This window comes from Catenulispora pinisilvae, from assembly GCF_015356865.1.
GTDB classification, from domain to species: Bacteria; Actinomycetota; Actinomycetes; order Streptomycetales; family Catenulisporaceae; genus Catenulispora; species Catenulispora pinisilvae.
This window is the reverse complement of record NZ_JAAFZA010000193.1, coordinates 1-20,227: the sequence shown is the minus strand read 5'-3', so window position 1 is coordinate 20,227 and position 20,227 is coordinate 1. Positions and strand designations below refer to the sequence as shown.

15 protein-coding genes are annotated in these 20,227 nt (G+C 69.8%); 4 read left to right on the top strand and 11 right to left on the bottom strand.

Features of this window, described 5'->3' with window-relative positions; genetic code table 11:
- Positions 1 to 472: 472 nt before the first annotated feature.
- On the bottom strand, positions 473 to 1,465 hold the full coding sequence (locus tag IZR01_RS36640; RefSeq protein ID WP_194926517.1) for a LysR family transcriptional regulator: 993 nt from the start codon (positions 1,463 to 1,465) through the stop codon (positions 473 to 475).
- A 116-nt stretch (positions 1,466 to 1,581) separates the two neighbouring features.
- On the opposite strand from IZR01_RS36640, the gene IZR01_RS36635 reads away from it, so the two are divergent.
- Complete coding sequence (locus IZR01_RS36635; RefSeq protein WP_194926516.1) at positions 1,582 to 2,532, top strand: NADP-dependent oxidoreductase; 951 nt, start codon at positions 1,582 to 1,584, stop codon at positions 2,530 to 2,532.
- 13 nt (positions 2,533 to 2,545) lie between these two features.
- Here the strand turns inward: IZR01_RS36635 and IZR01_RS36630 are convergent, their stop codons facing one another.
- The 3 genes from IZR01_RS36630 to IZR01_RS36620 all read right to left on the bottom strand — a co-directional run bounded on the left by IZR01_RS36630 (position 2,546) and on the right by IZR01_RS36620 (position 6,090).
- Entirely contained in the window at positions 2,546 to 3,937 is a 1,392-nt protein-coding gene (locus tag IZR01_RS36630) for an FAD-binding oxidoreductase (protein ID WP_194926515.1), read from the bottom strand.
- A gap of 36 nt (positions 3,938 to 3,973) precedes the next feature.
- Positions 3,974 to 5,269, bottom strand: a complete 1,296-nt coding sequence (locus tag IZR01_RS36625; RefSeq protein ID WP_194926514.1) for an FAD-dependent oxidoreductase — start codon at positions 5,267 to 5,269, stop codon at positions 3,974 to 3,976.
- 173 nt (positions 5,270 to 5,442) lie between these two features.
- A complete protein-coding gene (locus tag IZR01_RS36620) occupies positions 5,443 to 6,090 on the bottom strand; it encodes a PadR family transcriptional regulator (protein WP_194926513.1) in 648 nt (215 codons plus the stop codon).
- Between the two features lie 205 nt (positions 6,091 to 6,295).
- Between IZR01_RS36620 and IZR01_RS36615 the strand changes: the two genes are divergently transcribed.
- A complete protein-coding gene (locus IZR01_RS36615; RefSeq protein WP_194926512.1) occupies positions 6,296 to 7,456 on the top strand; it encodes an acyl-CoA dehydrogenase family protein in 1,161 nt (386 codons plus the stop codon).
- Positions 7,457 to 7,532: 76 nt separating this feature from the next.
- Positions 7,533 to 8,336 carry a BPL-N domain-containing protein gene (locus IZR01_RS36610; RefSeq protein WP_194926511.1) on the top strand — a complete coding sequence of 268 codons (804 nt, stop codon included), beginning with the start codon at positions 7,533 to 7,535 and terminating at the stop codon, positions 8,334 to 8,336.
- Between the two features lie 61 nt (positions 8,337 to 8,397).
- On the opposite strand, the gene IZR01_RS36605 is transcribed toward IZR01_RS36610, so the two are convergent.
- The 4 genes from IZR01_RS36605 to IZR01_RS36590 form a co-directional block, all read right to left on the bottom strand.
- Positions 8,398 to 9,624: a cytochrome P450 gene (locus tag IZR01_RS36605; RefSeq protein WP_194926510.1), complete on the bottom strand. Its 1,227-nt coding sequence runs from the start codon at positions 9,622 to 9,624 to the stop codon at positions 8,398 to 8,400.
- Positions 9,625 to 9,780: 156 nt separating this feature from the next.
- Positions 9,781 to 10,656, bottom strand: coding sequence for a hypothetical protein (locus tag IZR01_RS36600; RefSeq protein ID WP_194926509.1), 876 nt, complete (start codon positions 10,654 to 10,656; stop codon positions 9,781 to 9,783).
- 45 nt (positions 10,657 to 10,701) lie between these two features.
- Positions 10,702 to 12,741 carry a hypothetical protein gene (locus tag IZR01_RS36595; protein ID WP_228561012.1) on the bottom strand — a complete coding sequence of 680 codons (2,040 nt, stop codon included), beginning with the start codon at positions 12,739 to 12,741 and terminating at the stop codon, positions 10,702 to 10,704.
- Positions 12,742 to 12,782: 41 nt separating this feature from the next.
- The gene (locus IZR01_RS36590) at positions 12,783 to 13,670 is read right to left on the bottom strand and encodes an SGNH/GDSL hydrolase family protein (protein WP_194926507.1); all 888 of its coding nucleotides are present in this window, start codon (positions 13,668 to 13,670) and stop codon (positions 12,783 to 12,785) included.
- Between the two features lie 57 nt (positions 13,671 to 13,727).
- Here IZR01_RS36590 and IZR01_RS36585 point away from each other — a divergent pair, with 57 nt between their 5' ends.
- Entirely contained in the window at positions 13,728 to 15,044 is a 1,317-nt protein-coding gene (locus tag IZR01_RS36585; protein ID WP_194926506.1) for a PucR family transcriptional regulator, read from the top strand.
- Between the two features lie 75 nt (positions 15,045 to 15,119).
- Here IZR01_RS36585 and IZR01_RS36580 read toward each other — a convergent pair whose 3' ends face one another.
- The 3 genes from IZR01_RS36580 to IZR01_RS36570 form a co-directional block, all read right to left on the bottom strand.
- Positions 15,120 to 15,704: a TetR/AcrR family transcriptional regulator gene (locus tag IZR01_RS36580; RefSeq protein WP_228556023.1), complete on the bottom strand. Its 585-nt coding sequence runs from the start codon at positions 15,702 to 15,704 to the stop codon at positions 15,120 to 15,122.
- 136 nt (positions 15,705 to 15,840) lie between these two features.
- Positions 15,841 to 19,140: a penicillin acylase family protein gene (locus IZR01_RS36575; protein WP_194926505.1), complete on the bottom strand. Its 3,300-nt coding sequence runs from the start codon at positions 19,138 to 19,140 to the stop codon at positions 15,841 to 15,843.
- Positions 19,141 to 19,331: 191 nt separating this feature from the next.
- Positions 19,332 to 20,081 carry a bestrophin-like domain gene (locus IZR01_RS36570; protein ID WP_194899177.1) on the bottom strand — a complete coding sequence of 250 codons (750 nt, stop codon included), beginning with the start codon at positions 20,079 to 20,081 and terminating at the stop codon, positions 19,332 to 19,334.
- Positions 20,082 to 20,227 lie beyond the last annotated feature (146 nt).

The window sequence follows — 20,227 nt, the reverse complement described above, 5'->3', positions numbered from 1 at the left end:
CCGACCGGAGTGTGGCACCGTAGGTGCTTTTCCACAGGGTGGTCTTGTCCCGGATTCCTCGTCGCGATCGGCGTGGCTTGCCAAATCAGGCCGGACTGGCGGTGTCAAGCCGAACGCGACAGCACCACAGCAACAGCGATCCGGCTTGATACCGCCAGGCCGGTCTGATTCCCTCCGGGCGCCGATTGCGATGAGGGATCCGGGACTACGCAACCAACACTCGGACCGCAGCCCACGCGGGGTGTTGGATACCTCCGAGCGGGAGGCCCCCGCCGGAGGCGCCTGCCCTTGACTTTGACTTCAGGCACCCACCACACACGACGATCGCCGCCAACGCGAACGCATGCGCAGTGACTCGGACCCGCGCGAAACCACCACCACAACCGGCACCCGCCAACGCAACGACAGCGACATAAGCGAACTGCGACTCGATCCGTGATTAGTCAATACCAGGTAGTTCCGTAAAATGCCTTTAAACCAGAGCAGCAGCCGCAGCGACAGCGGTAGCGGCACGAACGAAAGCCGCGACCGCCGTCGAGTGGGAGTCCTGAGGCCACGCCACCGCCAAAGTGGCCGGGGGCAGGTCGTTGACCGGCAGGTAGACGATGTCAGGGCGCGGGTACCGGTGGGTGAGGGACGCCGGGAAGTAGCAGACGATGGTGCCCAGCTCGATGAGGCGGAAGATCTCGGGCAGGTCGGAGGCTGCCGAGGCGCCCGAGGCACCCAAGCTGCCCAAGGTGCCCGAGACACCCATAGCGCCCGATGTGCCCAAGCCGCCAGCGGCACTCCAGTACCCGGAAGCAGTCCGTTGCCAGCGCTCCCCCGGGACGAAGCCGCACTCCTCGCCCGAAAGTGGGCCCTGATCCGCCAGCTTGCCGTCGGGCATCGTGCGGCCGCCGAGGTCGGCGAGGCAGACCTCCGAGTAGGTCGCCAGCGGGTCGTCGGCCGCGACGGCCAGCAGGAACGGCTCCGTCAGCAGCGGCTCGGAGTCGAGTCCCCGTGCGTCGGCCGCGTCCAGCAGCAGCAGTCCGACGTCGGCGCGCCCGTCCCGCAGCGTCGTGGCCTGCTCGCCGTAGCGCCCCAGCACCAGTGTCGCCGGGTGCCCGGTCTCCTGCGCCGCGTACTCCTCCAGGATCCGTGGCAGCAGCCCGCCGTCGACGTCCGCCTTCAGCGCCACCCGCAGTTGCGGTCGTGCCTCCCCCGCGTGCTGGGCACGCCGGCCCGCCGCGGTGACCGCGTCCAGGGCGATCCGCGCGTCGCGTAGCAGGGTCTGGCCGGAGGCCGTAAGCTCCACTCGGCGCGTCGTCCGCTCCAGCAAGACCACTCCGAGCTGGCGCTCCAGTTCGCGGATCGCCCGCGATAGTGGCGGCTGCGCCATGCCCAGCCGCTCGGCGGCGCGGCCGAAGTTCAGCTCCTCGGCCACCGCGACGAAGTACCGGAGCTGCCGGGTCTCGAGGTCATTCATACCTTCAGAGTATCAAAGGCGACCGGATCGGTCCTTCAGCTCCGGCCGAGTACCGGCTTGACTCGGTGGTGGGACCCGCCGGCCAACAGGGGGGTCAAAGGACAGGAGACGCCGTCATGCGCGCCATCGCAGTACCCGAAATCGGCGGGACACCCGCACTCGTGGACCTCCCGGTGCCGAGCCCCGGCCCCGGCGAGGTGCTGGTGCGGCTGGCCACGGCCTCGCTGAACCCGATCGACAGCGACATCGCCGAGGGCCGGATGCACCAGCTGCCGTCGGCCTCACCGCTCATCCTGGGCACGGACGGCGCCGGCCGCGTCACCGAGGTCGGCGAATCAGTGACCGGATTCGCCGTGGGCGACCTCGTCCACGGCCAGTTCCTGGACGTCCCGGTGGGCCGCGGCACCTACGCCGAGTACGCCGTCATCGCCGAAGTCCCCAGCCACGGCGCGCTCCAGCACACCCCCGACGGCGTGAGCGCCGACGTCGCCGCCGCCCTGCCCACCGCCGGCATGACCGGGCTCGGCATCGTCGAGGCCCTGGACCTGGGCCCCGGCGATACGATCCTGATCACCGGCGCCACCGGCGGCGTGGGCGTCTTCGCGGTCCAGTTCGCCGCGGCGCGCGGGGCCGAGGTCATCGCCACCGCGCGGCCGGATGCCCAGGCCCGGATCCGCGACCTCGGGGCGTCGCAGACCATTGACTACACCCGAGACGACGTGGCCGAAGCGGTGCGCAAGTCCCACCCCGACGGCATCCACGCCTTCCTCGACCTGACCCGCGACGCACCCCGCTTCAGCGAGTACGCCGCGCTGGTCCGGGACGGCGGCGCGGCGGCGTCCGCGACCTTCACCGCCCCGCCGGAGCTGCTCGCCTCGGAGCGGATCACCGTGACCAACTTCATGATGGATGACAAGCCCGGCCTGCTCGCCCGCATCACTGAGGAAGTGCGCTCCGGCCGGATCACCGTCCCGATCGGCCGGACCATCACCCTGGATCAGGTCCCTGAATCCCTCGGGCAGAACACGGGCGGTGGCGCGCGAGGTAAGACCGTCGTGCGAATCTGAACGACGCCGACGACTACCTCGGCAGCGGCATCGCCATGAACACCCCGTCGGGATCGTAGTGCGCCTTGACGGCCAGCAGCCGCTCGGTGTTGCTCCCGAAGGCGTCGGCGGCCCGCGGGTCGTCGCGCGCCATGAGGTTCGGCCAGCCGCCGGGCAGGGCGTAGGCGTCTAGGCGGCGCTCGGTGTCGCGGACCCAGCCCGTCTCCGCCGCGCCATCGCCATCAGTCCACGACCCCAGGATCTCCACCACCAGGTGTTCGTCACGGTACTGATACGCCGTCGCGTCCGCGGCCACCCGGGTCGCCGCGCCGTGTGCATGGTGCACGTTCAGCGCACAGGTGGTGGGCATCACGTCCCCCGCACGCACGAACTCATCGATGGCCGCGTCGGTGAGCCCCGGCAGCAGCCGACTACTCAGGTAGTAGTTGCGGCCTCGGGGGAACAGCTCGTCCATCGCGTGGACGGCGTCGGCCAGCGCGCGCCGGCCGACGTCTTCCAGCACCGGCGCTCCCAGCGCCCGCACCCGGCCGATCTGCTCGTCCGCGCGGGCCGGGTCCCCGGCCCAGGTCGGGCTGGTGAACAGCACCAGCCCGGCCGGGGTGTGCAGGGCGCCGAACATCACGTCCAGCGCGTCGTCCGCGGCAGCCGCACCGTCCGCGCCCGCCACGCCAGCCATCAAATTCCGCCAACCGCGCAGCACCGAACCGGCCTGATCCCAGCTGAAGGCGATCAGGCCCGTAGTGACCTCGGCGTGCGGATGCAGCCGGGTACGGAGTTCGGTCACGACCCCGAAGTTGCCGCCACCGCCGCGCAGCGCCCAGAACAGGTCGGGCTCATGCTCCGGATCGGCCGTCACGACCCGGCCGTCGGCCAGCACGACCTCGGCCGACAGCAGGTTGTCGACGCCGAGGCCGAGCAGTCCGATCAGGGTGCCGTACCCGCCGCCGAGGGTCAGCCCGGCGAAGCCGACCGAGCTCACGGTGCCCACCGCCGCGGCGTGGCCGTGCGGCCGCACCGCGTCCAGGACGTCGCTGACGGTCGCGCCGCCGCCCACCCGCGCCTCGGTGCCCCCGATGGCGCCCTCAACGGCGGCTTGGACGGTGACCTGGCGCATGGCGCTCAGATCCACCAGCAGGCCCCCGTCCCGGATGGCGCCGCCGCCCCAGTCATGGCCGCCGCCCAGCACCGACAGCGGCAGGCCCGCGGACTGGGCCGCGAGCACCGCCGTCCGGACATCGTCGGTCGTGTGGCACCGCGCGATCACGGCAGGACGCTGGCGCACCTGCCCGTTCCACAGTTTCACCGCCTCGGCCGTCGCCTCTCCGGCGACCACCCTGTCGGCAGGCAGTTGCTTGTGCAGCAGTCCGACAGCGATTTCGACTCCGTCGTCCACAGGGGAAGTCATTGCTTGGGGCTCCTTGGCCTAGGCCTAGCGGTGCGCTCAATCCCCCATCCTCACCGACGCCCGGCCGCCGCGCACGGCGCTTGAGACTTCGGCCTCCCATTCGATCCGGTACCGCTGCTCCCAGCCCATCACCTTGTCGAAGTTCATCATCCGGAACAGCACCGGCATGGTCAGGTGCATCACCTTGCGCCCGACCGGCCCCGGCGTCTTCGTCCGGTTCAACCGGGCACCGCGCCGCGTGATCCGCTCGACCCGCTCGCGACGCAGCGCCTCATACGCGGCGAACGCCTCCGCCGGCTCCGGGACGTCGCGCAGGCAGCGAGCCAGTTGCAGCGCGCTCTCGATGGCCAGGGACGCGCCTTGCCCGGTGCTGTTCGAGGGTGCGTGGACCGCGTCGCCGACCAGGACCATGCGGGCGCTGTGCCAGTGCGGGACCGGCGGCATGATGTGGATGGCGCCGGTGATGTCGAGGGTTTCGGCCGTGGTGCGTTCGGCGAACAGGCCGCCGGGATGGTCGTCGCGGTAGGTGTCGCGCAGCTGGCGCAGCCACTGTTCGGCCGGGACGGCGCGCGCCTGGGTCAGCGACATGTACGTCTTCGACGGCAGGTTGGCCCCCCACGTCAGCCGGCCGTCGGCGAGTCTCCCGTACAGGTAGTAGGCACGCTTGCCGAACGCGAACACCATCAGGCCGGGTTCGCAGTCGAGATCGGCGGCCGGGTCCACCTCGCCCTGGAAGCTGAGCAGCCCGGTGTAGTCGGCGCTCGGCGCGTTCGGGTCTATCAGGGTTCGAACGGTGGAGCGCACTCCGTCCGCGCCGATCAGCACGTCGGCGGTGGCGCCGGTGCCGTCGGCGAACCGCGCCTGGACGCCGTCAGCCCGCTCGGTGGCCCCGGTCAGGCGTTTGCCGTATTCGAAGCGCACCCCGGCCGCGATCGCGCGGTCGCGCAGCACCCGGTGCAGGTCGCCGCGGCCGACCAGGCGCAGCGGTTCGACGTCGGCCAGGCCCGGGAGGTCCACGGGCTTGCCGTCGATGTTCATCCGGGTGTGGTCGATCGCGGTGGACAGCGCCCGGAGCGGGTCGGCGGCGCTGATGAGATCGAGCGCGGCCATGCCGTTCGGGGCCAGGGCGATCGAGCCGCCGATCCCCTCGCCGAGTTCCGGGTAGGCCTCGTAGACGGTGGCCTGGATGCCTGCCAGGTGCAGTGCCGTGGCCGCGACGGGGCCGGCCACGCCGCCGCCGATGACGATGGCGGTGCGGACGCCGGAGGCGCGCGCCGCGGTGGGGGTCTTCGGGGTGCTCAGGGTGCTCGGCGTGTTCGGTGCTGTGGACATGGGTTTCCCTCCAGTGCATGATGATCAGCCGCGTCGCGCGGCTCCGACATCACGCCCGGGAGGCCCCGTTATCCTGGGGTTGGCACCTCGTGGCCGGGGTTCGCCCGTGCGGACGTCGGTACGAGAGCAGGTCCCGGCGGCGGTGTTGGCGCACCGCTGCCGGGGCGTTTTCGCTAGTCCGGTCCGGGGCTCCTTTCCAGCGGTTCGACGATGTCCGCGGGTAGTTCGGCGCCGTCGTGGAACGCCTGCCAGGCGGCCAGGTCCGGGAACGTGCCGGCGGTCAGTTCGGCCAGCAACCCCCGCACCCAGGCCGCCTCGGCCACGATCATCGCCAGCGCGTACTCGTCCTCGATGAGGAACAGCCTCGGGACTTCCGTCAGATGTTCAGCGTGTGCTGCTTCACGGGCGCTGATCCGCTCCTCCAGCGCCGCGAGCCGGGTTTGCAGCAGCGCGATCACCTCGGCCGGCGGTAGGACCAGCTGCACGGACAGGCCGGCGGTGAACCGGGTGTGTTCCGGTTCGGGCGTGGCGATCAGCTCGCGGGTCCAGTCTTCGAGTTCCCGGCGTCCGGCGTCGGTGATCTGGTAGACGGTCCGTTCCGGCCGTGCGCCCTGTCGGGTGGTACCGATGATCTGGAGGAACCCGTGCTTGGCGAGGTTCTGGACGACCGTGTAGAGCGAACCCCACTTCACGTCCATCTGCTGGTCCTTGCCGCGCGCCCGGATCTGCGAGGCGATCTCGTAGCGGTGCATGGGCCGTTGAACGACGGTGGCCAGCACGGCGAGCGCTAGCAGGTTGTCGACCTTGCGTTTGGTGGCCACGGCGCTCCCTCCTCGGCATATACTCGCCTGCAAATACTCGTCTACAAATATACGTCGGCGAGTGATTGCGGGCAATCGGGCGGCCGGACCGCAGACCGGTGGACCGGCAGCCCGGCGGACCGGCCGTGTGCGTCCGACTAGCCGGTCCGCGCCGGGGCCGCCAAGCTGTAATCAGTCGTCGAGCACGAGCGTCAGGAGAAACAGCGTGCGCCGATCCGTGTACACCGAGGACCACGAGGCGTTCCGCCAGATGATCCGGGACTTCATCGCCGAGGAGGTCGTCCCGGTCTATCCCGAGTGGGAGAAGCAGGGCCACGCCCCGCGCGATTTCTACTACAAGCTCGGCGAGCTCGGCCTGTTCGGCATCGAGGTGCCGGAGGAGTACGGCGGCGCCGGGGAGGCCAACGGCTTCAAGTACCAGGCCGTCACCACCGAGGAGCTGATGCGCGCCGGGGTGAGCTTCGGCGGGTCGTCGGTGCACACCGGGCTGGTGCTGCCGTATCTGCTGGAGTTCGCGAACGAGGAGCAGAAGCGGCGCTGGCTGCCGGACTTCGTCTCCGGGGCGATGATGACGGCGATCGCGATGACCGAGCCGGGTACCGGTAGCGACCTGGCCGGCATCAAGACCACCGCGAAGCTTTCGGAGGACGGCACGCACTACGTCCTCAACGGCGCCAAGACCTTCATCACCGGCGGCTTCCTGGCCGACCGGGTCTTGGTGGTCGCGCGCACCTCCCCGCACGACCCCGAGAACCGCCGCGCGGGCCTGTCGATCCTTTGTGTGGACACCGAATCCGAGGGCTACGCGGTCGGCCGCAAGCTGGAGAAGATCGGCCTGCGCACCTCCGACACCGCCGAGTTGTCCTTCACCGACGTGAAGGTGCCGGTGCAGGATCTGCTCGGGGAGGAGGGCAAGGCGTTCTCCTACCTCACGCACAACCTGGTCCCCGAACGCCTCGGCATCGCGGTGTCCGCGGTCGCCGCCGCCGACGCCGCGATCCAGTTCGCGATCGCCTATACGAAGCAGCGCGATGTGTTCGGCACGCCGGTGGCGTCGTTTCAGAACACGAAGTTCGTGCTCGCCGAATGCTCCGCCGAGGTGACGGCCGGGCAGGCGATGATCGACCGGGCCATGGACCTGTATGAGGCCGGGGAGCTGACGGTCGCCGACGCCGCCGCCGTGAAGCTGTTCACTACGGAGATGGCCAGCAAGGTCATCGACAAGTGTCTTCAGCTGCACGGCGGTTACGGCTACATGCTCGAGTTCCCCATCGCGAAGCTCTATACGGACAACCGCGTGTACCGGATCTACGGCGGGACCAGCGAGGTCATGAAGTCGGTCGTGGCGAAGTCCCTGGGGCTGTAGGGCTGTAGGGCCGTAGAGCTGACGGGCTGAAGGGCCGTAGGGCTGTAGTCTTGATCATCGCCGAGGAAGGCAGGCGATGGAGACCACGAGAACGCGCTCCGGCGGACCGCTCGCAGCAGTAGTGACGCTGGCGCTGTTCGCTGTGCTCGCTGTGTTCGGACTGGCCGGCTGCGCCAGCCAGTCCGCTCCCACCAACTCGCCATCCCCCCACGGCACCGCGCTGGTCTACCGGGGCCCGGCCGCCTGCGACGGCTGCGCCGAAGCCGCCGCCGCGCTCCTGACCAGGAACGGCTTCACGACGCACTACGTCGGAAAGGGTCAGGAGTACGCCTTCTCGGCGGCGGCCCTCAGCTCCGCCGCCGTCTACGTGCAGCCCGGCGGCTCTGACGACATGAGCGTCGACCAGGGGTGGCAGATCATGCGGCAGGACAATCCCGGCGTCGAGGAGACGATCCAGAACTACGTCAACGGCGGCGGCCGCTTTCTGGGGCTCTGCATGGGCGGTTACCTGGCTGGCAACCCCGGCTTCGACTTGCTGGGCTCCGGCGACTCCGAGCAGTACATCGCCACGCCCGGCGCGGCGGTCACCACCACCGACAACACCCTGATCACCGTGACGTGGCGCGAGCAGCAGCACCAGATGTACTTCCAGGACGGCCCGGCCTTCGTCCTCGACGACCAGCCCGCCGAAGTGCTGGCCCGCTACCCGAACGGCCCGGTCGCCGCCGCCGTCCTGCCGCTGGGCGCGGGCCGTGTCGCGGTCGTCGGCCCGCACCCCGAGGCCACCTCGGACTGGTACGCGGACTACGGCCTCGCGGATCACTCCGCCGAGGGCGCGGCGCTCGGCGACGACTTGCTGGCCACGTTGCTGAAGAAGTAGCCAGTCGGCGAGTAGCCAGTCAGCCGTCAGGCGTGTCCGCGTCGCGCGCGCCGGTCCGTCGTCACCAGACCAGATTCAGCTGTTGCAGCGACCCGTCGCGCGGCACCGCGCTGCGGCCCATCGCCCCCGCCTCCTGAGGCGCCAGCCGCAGGTTCGGCAGCCGTTCGGTCAGGACCCGCAGCGTGGCCTGGGCCTCCTCGCGGAAGAGTTGCGCTCCGACGCAGGCGTGCGGGCCGTGGCCGAAGGACACGTGCCTGGTCGTGGCCTCGTTCGGCGGCCGGGTGATGTCGAAGGTGTCGGGCCGGTCGTGGGCGTCGGGGTCTCGGTTGGCGGAGGCGAGGGCGACCAGAAGGGTGGCGCCGGCCGGGATCTCGACGCCGGCCACCGTCACCGGGGCGGTGGTGAGGCGGCGGACGCTCTGCATGGAGGTGTCGTAGCGGATGGCCTCCTCGACGGCCGCCGGGATCAGCTCGGGCTTCGCGCACAGCAGCTCCCACTGCTCGCGGTGTCGCAGCAGGTTGAGAACCATCGTGCCGAGCAGCGGGGTGGCGGTGATGAAGCCGGCGATGAACAGGTTCAGGACGTTGGAGCCGATCTCGTGACGCTGTTCGAGGGTGAGCTCGCCGCCGTCCGGCGCGAGGGCGGCGACCAGCGCGCCGCACAGGTCCTCGCGCGGTTCGCCGTGGCGGGCCCGGACGTATCCGTCGAGCATCGCGCGCATCTCAGCGAACTTACGTGCCGCCTGGGCCTTGTGCTCGTCGCCGACCGGGAAGAAGTACATGATCAGCGCCTGCGTGGTGCCGTCGACCGCCTTCGCGACGTCCGCCGGCTCCAGGCCGATCAGCCGGCCGATGGTCTCGCCGGCCAGGATGGACGTGTACTGGCCGACGAACTCGACCCGGCCGGCGCCGTGTTGAGTGAATCCGTCGACCAGCTCCGCTGCCCGCTCCCCGATCCACGGCACCAGCTGCCCGACCCGCGCCGGGGTGAGGCCGGCCAGCAGCGGCGCGCGGTACCGCCGGTGCGCGGGCCCGTCGGAGTTCACCACGACCGGCCGCCCGCCGATGCTGTCCGCCAACTCGGCGCGCACCGCCTCCGGGAGCATGTCGTCGCGCGGCAGCGTGTTGGCCGAGGAGAACTCCTCGGCGCGCCGCAGCACCTCCAGCACGTCGTCGTGCCGGGCGACCACCCACGCGCCGAGGGCGGGGACGAAGGATGGGCCCGCAGCCTGGCGACCCTGGGCGAAGGCGGCGTAAGGGTCCTGAAACCAGATGTCGGATTCGGTCATGGTTCGAGTCAAGCGCAGCACGCGAGGCGCGGCCAGGCTCTGCGCGGTGCCGGAATCCCGACACGGCGGCGAAGGAGGAGATCCTTCGCCGCCGTGGGTTCACGCGGTCCGCGGTCCGCGCGCCGGGCTCCGGGGCTCCGCGCTCCGGGCCCCGCGTCAGTTCAGCGAGTAGTGCTGGAAGTACAGGAAGATCGACTTCCAGCCGGACCCGACGTTCAAGATGTGCAGCTGGCCGCCGCCGGCGCCGAGATCCAGCGCCACCAGCCCCTCGACCTCGTCCTTGGGCTGCACGTCCTGGGCGAACTGCCAGGCCGTGGCGCCGGTGTTCGGGTCGATGGACCAGACCGACTTGTTGCCGTCGATGTCCGCCGAGGCCCACAGCTGGCCGCGCCACATCTTCGCGCCCTGGATCCGGCTCAGCGGCTGCGAGAGCTTCACGGTGCGCAGCACCGGCAGGGCCGCGCCGGCTGGGAGCGTCAGCAGGTCGTGCAGGCTGTAGACGACCAGGTGGTCGCTGCCGTCGGCGGCGCTCTGGTTCCAGGGAGCGGTGTAGACCAGGCCGGCCGCGGCGTCGACCGCGACCCAGGGCACGCCGCCGGGCATCAGGTTCAGCGGCAGCTGGACGTAGCGGCCGGTGTAGCTCAGGTCCGAGGCGTTGAACAGCGCCAACAGCGGGTGCTGGTAGTTGCTGCCGTCCTCGATGGGGGCCACGACGTAGCCGCCGTAGTAGTCGTTGTCGCCGATGTGGTTGGAGCCGTACTGCGAGGACAGCGCCGACGGGATGGCCGTGGCGTTGCTGGTGACGTCGTTGATGCCGTTGACGGTGGCCTTGTCGAGCGAGTAGGTGCCGGAGAAGTAGTAGTAGGTGCCGTCGGTCGAGACGCCCTGGCCGCGCTCCAGCGCGGTCACGAGCGTCCAGGTCTGGTAGCCGGGCAACCGGGTCCAGGAGGCCGCCGAGGCGGAGGCCATGGGCAGCAGGGCGAGCAGCGCGGCGGTCACGGCGACACGCCACGGCCACAGACGGTGCTTCATCGAGGTTTGTCCTTTCTCAGGGGACGCAGGTGCGTGGAGCGGCTGTCACGACGCCGGCGGCTCGGTGCACGGCGCACCGCCGCAGACGTCGATCACCACACCGGTGGTGAGGAACACGGCTTTCTGAAGCCGTACCAACGGCGAGTTCCGGGGATCCTCGTGCGGATCGTGGCCGTACCGGGGGCCGGTCGGCGCGGTGTTCGTCAGCGGCGCCGGGGGCGTTCCGCTGTCCCAGACCACCATCGCCGAGCCCTGATACGGCACCGCGGGGCCCGGGGCGATGCCCCAGTACGGCACGGTGTCCGGCGACCGGCCGAGCGCGACCGCCGGCACGTGCAGCCGCGCGCCGATGGTCCGGGCCTCGACGTCCGCCGACACGTTCGCCACCTGGTGGTCGCCGAAGGCGACGTCCATCAGCACCTGGTGGCCGTCGGCGAGGTGTTCGGCGTAGCCGTCGGTCTCGGCGTGGTCCCAGAGCAGCTGCATCAGCTGGAACACGAGCTGCTGCTGGAGCTTGTCCGGGTAGCCAGCGTCCAGCGCCGGTTGCAGCGCGGCGAAGTCGACCGACCGGTTCAGCAGCAGGCTGTAGTTCATGCCGGTGACGCCGAGCACGCCGCGCTTCACGTCCGGCGAGACCGCGACCAGCACGCCGCCGACGATGCCGCCCTGGCTGTTGCCGTCGTAGACGACCCCGGCGCGCGGGTCGAGCAGGGGATGCCCGTCGGGGGTCTGGAACGCGGACGAGGCGGCGAAGCCGGCCGGATTGACGAGCGCGCGGCCGAGGAACAGGGCGTTCAGGACGCCTTGTTGCACGCGTTCGGTGACTTCGGGGAACGCGTTCAGATTGCCCAGGGCAGCGACGACAGTGTTCTGATCCTCCGCGGCCATCCCGATCCAGTCGGTGGCGCAGAAGGTGAAGTCGTGTTCGCCGGCCATGGCCCGGACGTTCGCGGCTCCGACCTCGTCGCGGCTGCCGAGCAGGCCGTGGCCGTAGAGCGCGGCTTGCGAGGGCGTCGTCCAGGCGGCGCGCGGGACTTCGCAGCGGAAGTTGGCGGTCTGGGTGTTGCCGGGAAGTTGGGCGGGACGACCGTCTGGTCCGCGGTGGAAGACCGAGCCGGTGGGTCCGCCGGGCTGGGAGAGGTAGCTGGGGAGCTGGATCGTGCCGTCGACGACCCGGGCTATGTCCGGGTCCTGAGTCGGGGTCAGGTCGGTCACGGAAGTGACGGTGAAGGTGGGCGCGGCGGATCCGAGGCGAGCGAAGGCGTCGTCCCGGATCGAGGTGAGGTCGCCGGTCAGGCTCGCGGTGCTGGCGACGGTGAAGTCCCAGGCGAGGTAGAGGTCTGCGGTGTGGACGCCGTCACGGGCGAGGCTCCGGAGGTCCGGCTTGAGTTCGCGCTGGCGTTCGCGGAGCGGATCTTGTTTGGGCAGGCGGTGATCGAGGATCCGGGCGAACGGCGCGGGCGGCGGGATCGCGGCGCCGGTCGCGGTTCGCAGGTTCCTGACACCGACGACGTAGTGGTGGCCGTCGAGGAAGTCGCGGGCGGGGTGGACGAGCAGCGCGCGGTGCCGCGGGTCGTTGGCGTCGAGTTCGGCCCAGTAGGGCCAGCGGGTGCCGGTGGTCTGGTCGAGGATGACGATCGGCGCGTTCGGGGCGAGGGAGCGGCCGATGTCGGTGATGGGGGCCAGGCCGCTGGCGGCGGGGTCGAGGCCGGGGATGGTCAGGACCAGTGCCGAGCCCGGGGAGAAGCCGTCGAGGCGGTTCCAGGCGGCGGGGTCGGTCGGTCCCGCCAGGGCACTGGTCGGCAGGTCGGAGGCGGAGAAGTCGAGGCGGCGGCCGGTCGGGGTCCAGGGGTCGGGGCGGGTGTACCAGTCGTCGGGGAACGGCAGGAGGCACGCGGGCCCGGCGATCGGGTCACAACCGGTGTGGGCTGGCGCCTTTTGTCCGGTCGGCCCGCTCGGTGCGCCAGTCGGCCCACTCCGCGCGCCGGTCGCGCCACTTTGCGCGGCGGCCGGCGAGGTGAGCCCGGCGGTGAGCGCCGCGATCGCCACAGCGGCGGCGAGCACCCGGCCCGCCGCCGACCTCATCAGGGAACGAATACGCATGACCCGCGTCGCCGACCCGCCGGCTATCCGTTCGCGACCACGGCGCCGACGATCCGCGCGTACGCGGCCTCCCCGGCCTGGTTCGGGTGCAGCGGCGCGGCCGGGGACAGCGGCACGTAGCCCTCGACCCAGCGTGAGCCCTCGCCCTGGCACGAGTCGTGGCCGGCGCTCGGGGTGCGGACGTCCACGTAGGTCGCGCCGTTCGAGGCCGAGGTGGAGGCGATGACCGAGTTCAGGTAGTCCACCTCGCTCTGCAACCAGGTGGCGTCCGAGCCGAGCAGCGGCTCGACCGGCCAGCAGCCGCCGGCCTTGATGTAGTCGCCGTAGCCGGTGACCAGCACCCGGGCCTGCGGCGAGCGCTGGTGGATCCCGGCCAGCACCGCGGCCAGCTTCGGGGCGAAGGCGTCGCTGCGGGCGGCGACCGAGTCGACCCCGTTGACCACGTACTTGCCCTTGCACGGCGCGGCGAACGGGTTCAGCTGCATGCAGTCCTGCGCCACCCCGACCAGCCCGACGTCGTTGCCGCCGATGGTGAGCGTGACCAGCGTGGTGTCGGCGGTGAGGGCGTCGAACTGCGGCGGCGCGGTGCCCGCGGCGACACCGGCGATGGACAGCGGCTGCGGGTTGGTCATGTGAAACGTGCTGGCGCCGCTACAGGTGACGTCGCGCAGCACCGGGATGCCGAGCGAGGCGGCCATGTCATGCGCGTAGTTGTGGGTGGACCGGCCACAGGCCAGCTGCCCGGTCGGGTCGGGGATCAGCGGCCCGGAGGCCATCGAGTCGCCGAGCGCGACATAGACCTGCGGGGTCGCCGCGGCCTGGGCCGTACCCGAGGTCGCGGTGGTGACGGACACGGCGCCGAGTAGGGCGCACAGCCCCGTGACGGCCTTGATGGTGCGGGACGGCTTCACGGTGAACTCCTCCAGAATCGTCGCACGCTGGGCGGATGGACGCTGTCGCCTGTCATCATGCAGACTATTCGGGCACTGATTAACTGGACGGTGACCCAGACTTCAGCGAGGGATTCTGTGACGCGTCACAAGGGCGTTGTGGATACCACCGAACCACTGCGGATCGCGGGCCGCCCGGTCGCCGCACATCTACGGGCCCTGGCACCGGACCTGTCCCGCCGAGTACTGGCCCGCCTGCTCGAAGAGCTGCCGGTCTACGCGAACCTGCCCGGCGAAGAGGTCGCGGGCGACATCGCCGAGATCGTGCAGCATTCGGTCCGCATGTTCGCCGACGCGATCGAGGCACGCCGAGTCCCCGAGGCCGCCGAACTCGCCGCGCAACGCCTGTCCGCACAGCGCCGGGCCGAGGAGGGCGTACCGCTGGAGGCGATCCTGGCGGCCTACCAACTCGGCATCGCGATGGTCTGGTCCCAGGTCTCGGCCGGAGCCGCCCCCGACGACCACGCAGATCTCCGCGAAGTCCTCGACCTGCTGCTGGGGGTCCAGCGCCGCATCCTGAACGCGGTGACCGAGAGCTACCTGGCCGCGCGCCGCACCATCGACACCGAGGAACACAGCGGCCGCCACGCACTGATGGCGGCGCTCCTGTCCGGCACCGAGCCAGACGGAACAGTGCAGGCAGCGCCCCGCTACGCGGTCCTGACCCTCGACCTGGAACGCCACCCCGACGAAGACGCGGCCGCCCCCGACGTCGCGGCCCGCCGCAAGATCCGGCGCGTGCGGGACACCCTGGACGCCTTCGCGGAGCGGCCCTGCCTGGCAGCCTTCCGCTCGGATCGCGGCACAGTGCTGATGCCACTCAACGAGGAGAGCAGCGACCCAGAGCACGCGGAACTACGGGCCCTGATAGCGGAGGCGGCCGAGGTCTCCGGAACGCCGGTGACCGCGGCGGTCGCCACCGCCGACTCGAGCGAGATCCCCACGGCAGTCACCCGGACCGCCGAGATCGTCGACCTGGTCCGGGCGACCGGCCGCGCGCCGGGGTTGTACCGCCTCCAAGACGTGCTGCTGGACTACCAGCTGAGCCGCCCCTCGGCGGCACTGCGAGCACTGGCGGAGCGTTTGGAGCCGCTGGCCGGCAAGCCCGAACTGCTGAGCACTCTGCGGACCTACCTCGATCTGCACCGCGACCGCCGGGCGACAGCCGCCGCACTCCATGTGCACCCGAACACGGTCGACTACCGGCTGCGGCGAATCAGCGAGCTGACGGGCCTGTCGGCGCATCGGACGGAGGATCTGGGCGAGCTGCACGCTTCGCTGGTCGCCCGGCAGGTTTCCGGTGGTGTGGCCCAGACCGCCTACAACAGCGCCTAAGGCAGCCGAACCCCAACCGTGAGCGCCGCCCCGCCCAGCTCTGGCCGACCCGACCAGCGGCGGTGCTCCCACAACTCAGGCTCCTGCGTCACCCTCGATCAAGCTGACCAAATGATCTCCGGCCAGATCCAGCGCGGCCCGCGAGGACGCGTCATCCCCCTCGTTCAGCCACAGCAGCGTCATCCCGTCCATCACCGAGATCAGATACCGCGCCACGACCGGCGTCGGCGCCTTCCAGGTGACGTCCAGCGACTCGATCAGCGTCGAGGCCGCGGCGATGTAGGCCTCGTACTGGCGCCTAGCGATCGTCGCGAGGCCGGGGTGCCGCAGCGCGTACTGCGTCAGCTCGTACGTGACGCGGTGCTCCCCCGGGTTGGCGACCACGTGGCGCCAGTACGTGTCCAGCGCCGAGCGCACCTTGTCCTGTGCGTTCCCTTCCCCGCCGAGGACTTCGACGGCCAGGTCGAGGGTGTGCGCGGTGATGGTCTTGATGACGTTCTCCAGCAGTTCCTGCTTGGAGCGGAAGCTGTAGTGGAACGCCGCCAGGGCCATGCCCGCCTCAGCCACGATCGAGCGGGTGGTGGCCTTGGCCACGCCGTCCCGGACCATGACCCGGATCGCCGCCTCGACGAGGAGTTCCCGGCGTTCGTCGACGGCCATGTGCGGCATTCTGTGGTCCGTTCCCTTGCTCTCGGCTTCCGACCCCGGCTCCGACCGGCCTCGCCCGGACCGCGAGGGTGCGGTCCGGGCGAGGTTGTGGGGGTGTCAGTTTGCTTGTCTGGTGCCTCCAGGATGGCTACAGGGCGTAGACCTGGAATTGGTACAGAGAGTAGCCCCAGCCGGTGGCGCGTTGAACTCCTTGCATCCGCACGTAGCGGGCGCTGGTGACCGGGAAGCTATCGACTTCCTGTCCGCCGTGGCCGGTGGTCGTGGTGTAGACGGTGCGCCAGTTTGTGCCGTCGTCGGAGACCTCGATGTTGTAGGCCTTGCCGTAGGCGGCTTCCCAGTTCAGCATCACGCGGCCGACCTGCTGGACCGAACCCAGGTCCACCTGGAGCCACTCGTTGTCGTCCCAGTTGCTGGCCCAGCGGTTGGCGCCGTTGCCGGTCACCGCGTTCTGCGCCGGATATCCCGACTGACTGCTGGAGGCGGTCGCAGTGCTCTTCGTCGCCAGGTCGGAGACGTTCGCACCGCGGTGTGCCGGGTACTGCACGACCTGCTGGAAGGTGGGGCGGTTCTGCCAGTTGCTCTGGTCGTCGGTGATGCCGCCCAGCGGGTGCTGCTGGATGGAGTCGGCGCACCACTGGTCGCCGGCCGAGCAGACCGAGTCCGCCGGGTAGACGGTGGCCGCCGGGGTGGCGACCGCCGTGGACAGCGCGGACAGCAGGGCCGTGCGGCACGCGGTCAGGTTGCCGCCGCCGCAGTAGCTCTGCGCCAACGGGCCCTGGACCGATTCACCGAGGATGGAGCGCAGGTCCTTGTCGACGTAGGAATACCAGCCGGACTGGAACGACGAGCCCTTGTGAGCCACACCGGCTTCGGAGCCGCCGTAGGGCGAGTCGTCGACCGACAGGACGCCGGTCATCGCCGTGTAGAGGTCGCTGCCCATGCCGGGTTGGAATTCGGCCTGGACCAGCAGCGGCCACCAGGCATCCATGATGCGGATGGCGTCGGAGTCGGAGTAGGTCTTGCTGCCGGCCGTGGTCTCCTTGCGTTTGGCGCCGTCGGCCAGCCAGGTCTTCAGCTCGGCCACGGCGGCGGCCTGCGTCGGATCGGTCGGCGTGCCGATCACCTGCAACAGCTCCGGCAGCAGCTTCTCCCCGCGCAAGTCGGTCAGCGCCGCGTCCTCCATCGCCTGAGTCAGGTTGGCCCGGGTGACCTTGGTGCCGGAGTTGATCAGACCCTTGACGCGGTCGTCGAGCAGGTTGCTGCGGTAGATCGAGCCGTCACCGAAGCCGGAGGCGGTGTAGCCGTTCGCGATCTTGTTGTTCCAAGACACGTAGTAGTCCTGGTCGATCGAGTTCGGATGCGCCGCGAACGGTGTGTTGGCCACCGTGTTCGTACTCGGATCCCAATTCAGCCACTGATGCGCGGCATCGGCGGTGATCGGCAGGTTCGGGTCGTCCTGAGCCGGTCGCGTCGGGTTCAGACCCGAGTTGTAGTAGGCCGTGTGCTGGGAGTCGACGTAGAACCAGTTGAACGTGTAGGTGATGTTCGAGGCCGCCTGCTGGAACCCGGCCGGACCGGTCACCACGCTGGGGTCGTTGAACATCTGGAAGCCGATGATCGTGTCGACCTCATGCTGGTACGTCGAACGCAGCGCGGTGTATGCGACCGGTTTACCGCCGACCGTGGCGCGTGCTTGGACGATGCCGAAGTTGGTTCTGAACGCGATGAGTTTGTACGAGCCGGCTGGTGTGCTGTCGGCGATGGTCGGGCTCCAGGAGTCGTCCCGCTCGATCTGCTGCATCGGCGTGCACACGCCGTTGTACAGGTAGGCGTCGGAATCCTTGGTCGCCGGCGTGCCATCGGTGTTGCACAACGTCACCGCGAACGTGTCGATCATGTCCTGCCCGGCCGAGGTGGCACTCCAGGAGTAGTCGGCACCACGGCCCAGTTCGACATAGAAGTTCAGACCGGCGAAGGCCGCACCCCGGGCACTGATACCAGGGCCCTGAATCTCCTCCAGCATGAGTAGCTGCGGGGCGAAGTAACCGGTCTGCGGGCCGAAGACGGCGACCGGATTCCCGGTGTCAGTGTATTGGCCCGAAACCACCAGGGCATTGGACATGCCGCGCTTGGTCTGGAACAGACCCGCCGGCAGCACGCCGTTGGCCATCGAATTCGCCTGCTTGGCGAGGGCTGGATCGGCCTTGAGGTTGGCGTTGGACGTCGCCGACTTGACAGCGGCCGAGCCGGTGGCGGTCGTCGGGACCGTCGCCGTCGAGGCCGTGGTGCCGGACGCCGTGCTGCTGGAGGCGGCCGAGCCGGTCGGGTCGAAGACGATCTGCTGCGGGCTGACCGAGCCCGGGTCCGGCATCGCCACACCGGAGGCGTTCGCCGGGCTGCCGTTGAACGGGAACGACTGGCCGTCGTGCAGCGTCAGGTCCGCCTCGGGGTCGTTCTCCTCCCGGAAGGAATTCCAGACCGCGTCACCCTGAGCCGTCCCGTACTTGGCCTCGGCCGCCTCCTTCACCAGCGCGGAGGCAACCTGGTTGCCACCGCCGGCACCGAACAACGCACCGATCACGGAGCCGATCGCCACCAGGTCGGTGGGCTGGAAGTTCTGGATACCGTCGCCGGTCAGGATGTTGGCGTTGCCGGTGAGGTCGTACTCGCCGGGGAAGTCGTCGCCGGCCTTCACGTCGGCGATGTATTGGTTGAGCCCGGCCAGGTAGTCGGTCATGTCTTGGTAGGCCTGCGCGCCACGCGGCCCGCTGTTCTTCACGCGGTCCACCTGCGCCTGCAGATCAGGTTCGGTGTAGGCCCCGTTGAGGTAGAACTGCTGCTCCAACTGGCGGTTGCCGGCCGCGCCACCGGCGAACCCGCTGAGCTCGCCCCGGCCGACGTGCCGGAAGACGTCCATCATCCACAGCCGGTCCTGCCCGGCAGCGTATCCGGCCCCGTATTCAGTGCCGGACCGCGTGGTCCCGTAGATGTGCGGGATGTCCTCGGTGTCCCGGGTGATGGTGACATCACCGCGGCCACCGGGATTGAGAGTGCTGGTGACCTGGTTGGCCGGAACACCGAACGAGGAATCGTTGAAGAAGTTGCCCAACGTGCTGTTGGTCAAGCCGGTGTAGCCGTCGACCAGACTCGCATACTTGCCGAGTTGGTCATCGGTGTTGGACGGCCGGTTCCCGGTGGTCTTGAACCACAGGATCTGCGCGGTGGTGGCGCTTCCGTTCTCCCCCGGCGGCAGGATGTCATTGCACTGACCCAGGCAGTCGTCGGCGACGCCGGAGGCGGCGATGGTGGCCGGTTTGGCATGGGCTCCCGCGGAGGTCGCCGAAGCCGTCACCGCGGGTACCGCGAGGGCCCCGCTCACCGCCAGCGCCGTCAGCGCCGCGGCCATCGTTCGGGCACGGATGTGCATGCTCGGTCTCCTCTCGGGGGGATGTGTGGCGCGGCGCACGCTACTACCGAGTAACACGTTGCGGAAGGGTTTCCGAACGAATGACTGGGACGGTTGACCCAATTCCAGGGCGCGACCGTCCCGTCACGGAACATCACCGATCATCGTCGGGCCCTGTCGGATATCGTCGAACCCTGAGGTCAAGACCTTGATCAGGGGAAGTACCGGGTGAACGGCGCCGAATCGATGCCGATGCCCTGGTTGAAGGGGTTGTCCAGGTCGTAGATCAGGATCAGGACGAAGCCGATCAGCGCGGCCAGGCCCATCACCATGCCGACATGGGTGAAGCGCTGTTCGATACCGTAGATGAAGGTCAGGCCCACGGTCAGCACGCCGCCGAGGACGAGGCCGACCCACAGGATGGACGGCATGCGCTTGTCCGTGTCGTCCAGGCGGCCGCGGCGGGCGTCGGCCAGGTTGCTGAGTTGCGTCGTGGCGTCCGACAGCACAGCCTGCCGGGGCGGAGTCGTCACGTCGGCGTTCAGGAACGCGGTGCGCAGATTGGTCAGCAGCTGCCACCCGGTGTCGCCGATCTCCTTGCCGGAACGCATCTCCGGCCATTCGGTGTGCTCGACATAGTCCGCGTACGCGGTCGCCGCGGCCTGGATCTTCGCCTGGTCCGCGGGCAGCATCGTGGCACCGAGTAAGTACGTCTCGTGCAGGCTGCTCGCCTCGGTCGCCACGTGCCCCTCGGCACTGTCCCTGTCCTCCCACACCGAGACCAGCGACAGTGCCAGGATCAGCGCGAACATGACGCCGACCATCATGGTCACGTAACCCGCGACGTCCTCGCGCTCTTCATCCTCCTTCGCCGGGAACACACGGACCCGCACCACCAAGCCGATCGCGCCGATCAGGCCGGCGACGGCCATGACGATCAGACCACTGACCAAGTTGGACATTCGCCGCTCCCACGGGTCTATTTCCGCCGCGCCGCGAGGACCGCGGCGGCGCCGGCTGCCGGCATCATCATGACGAGGAGGAACAAGGGGGTCTTGACGCCCGGGCGCGGGGGTTGTGACAGGTGGGTCGCGGCCACGGGGAGGGT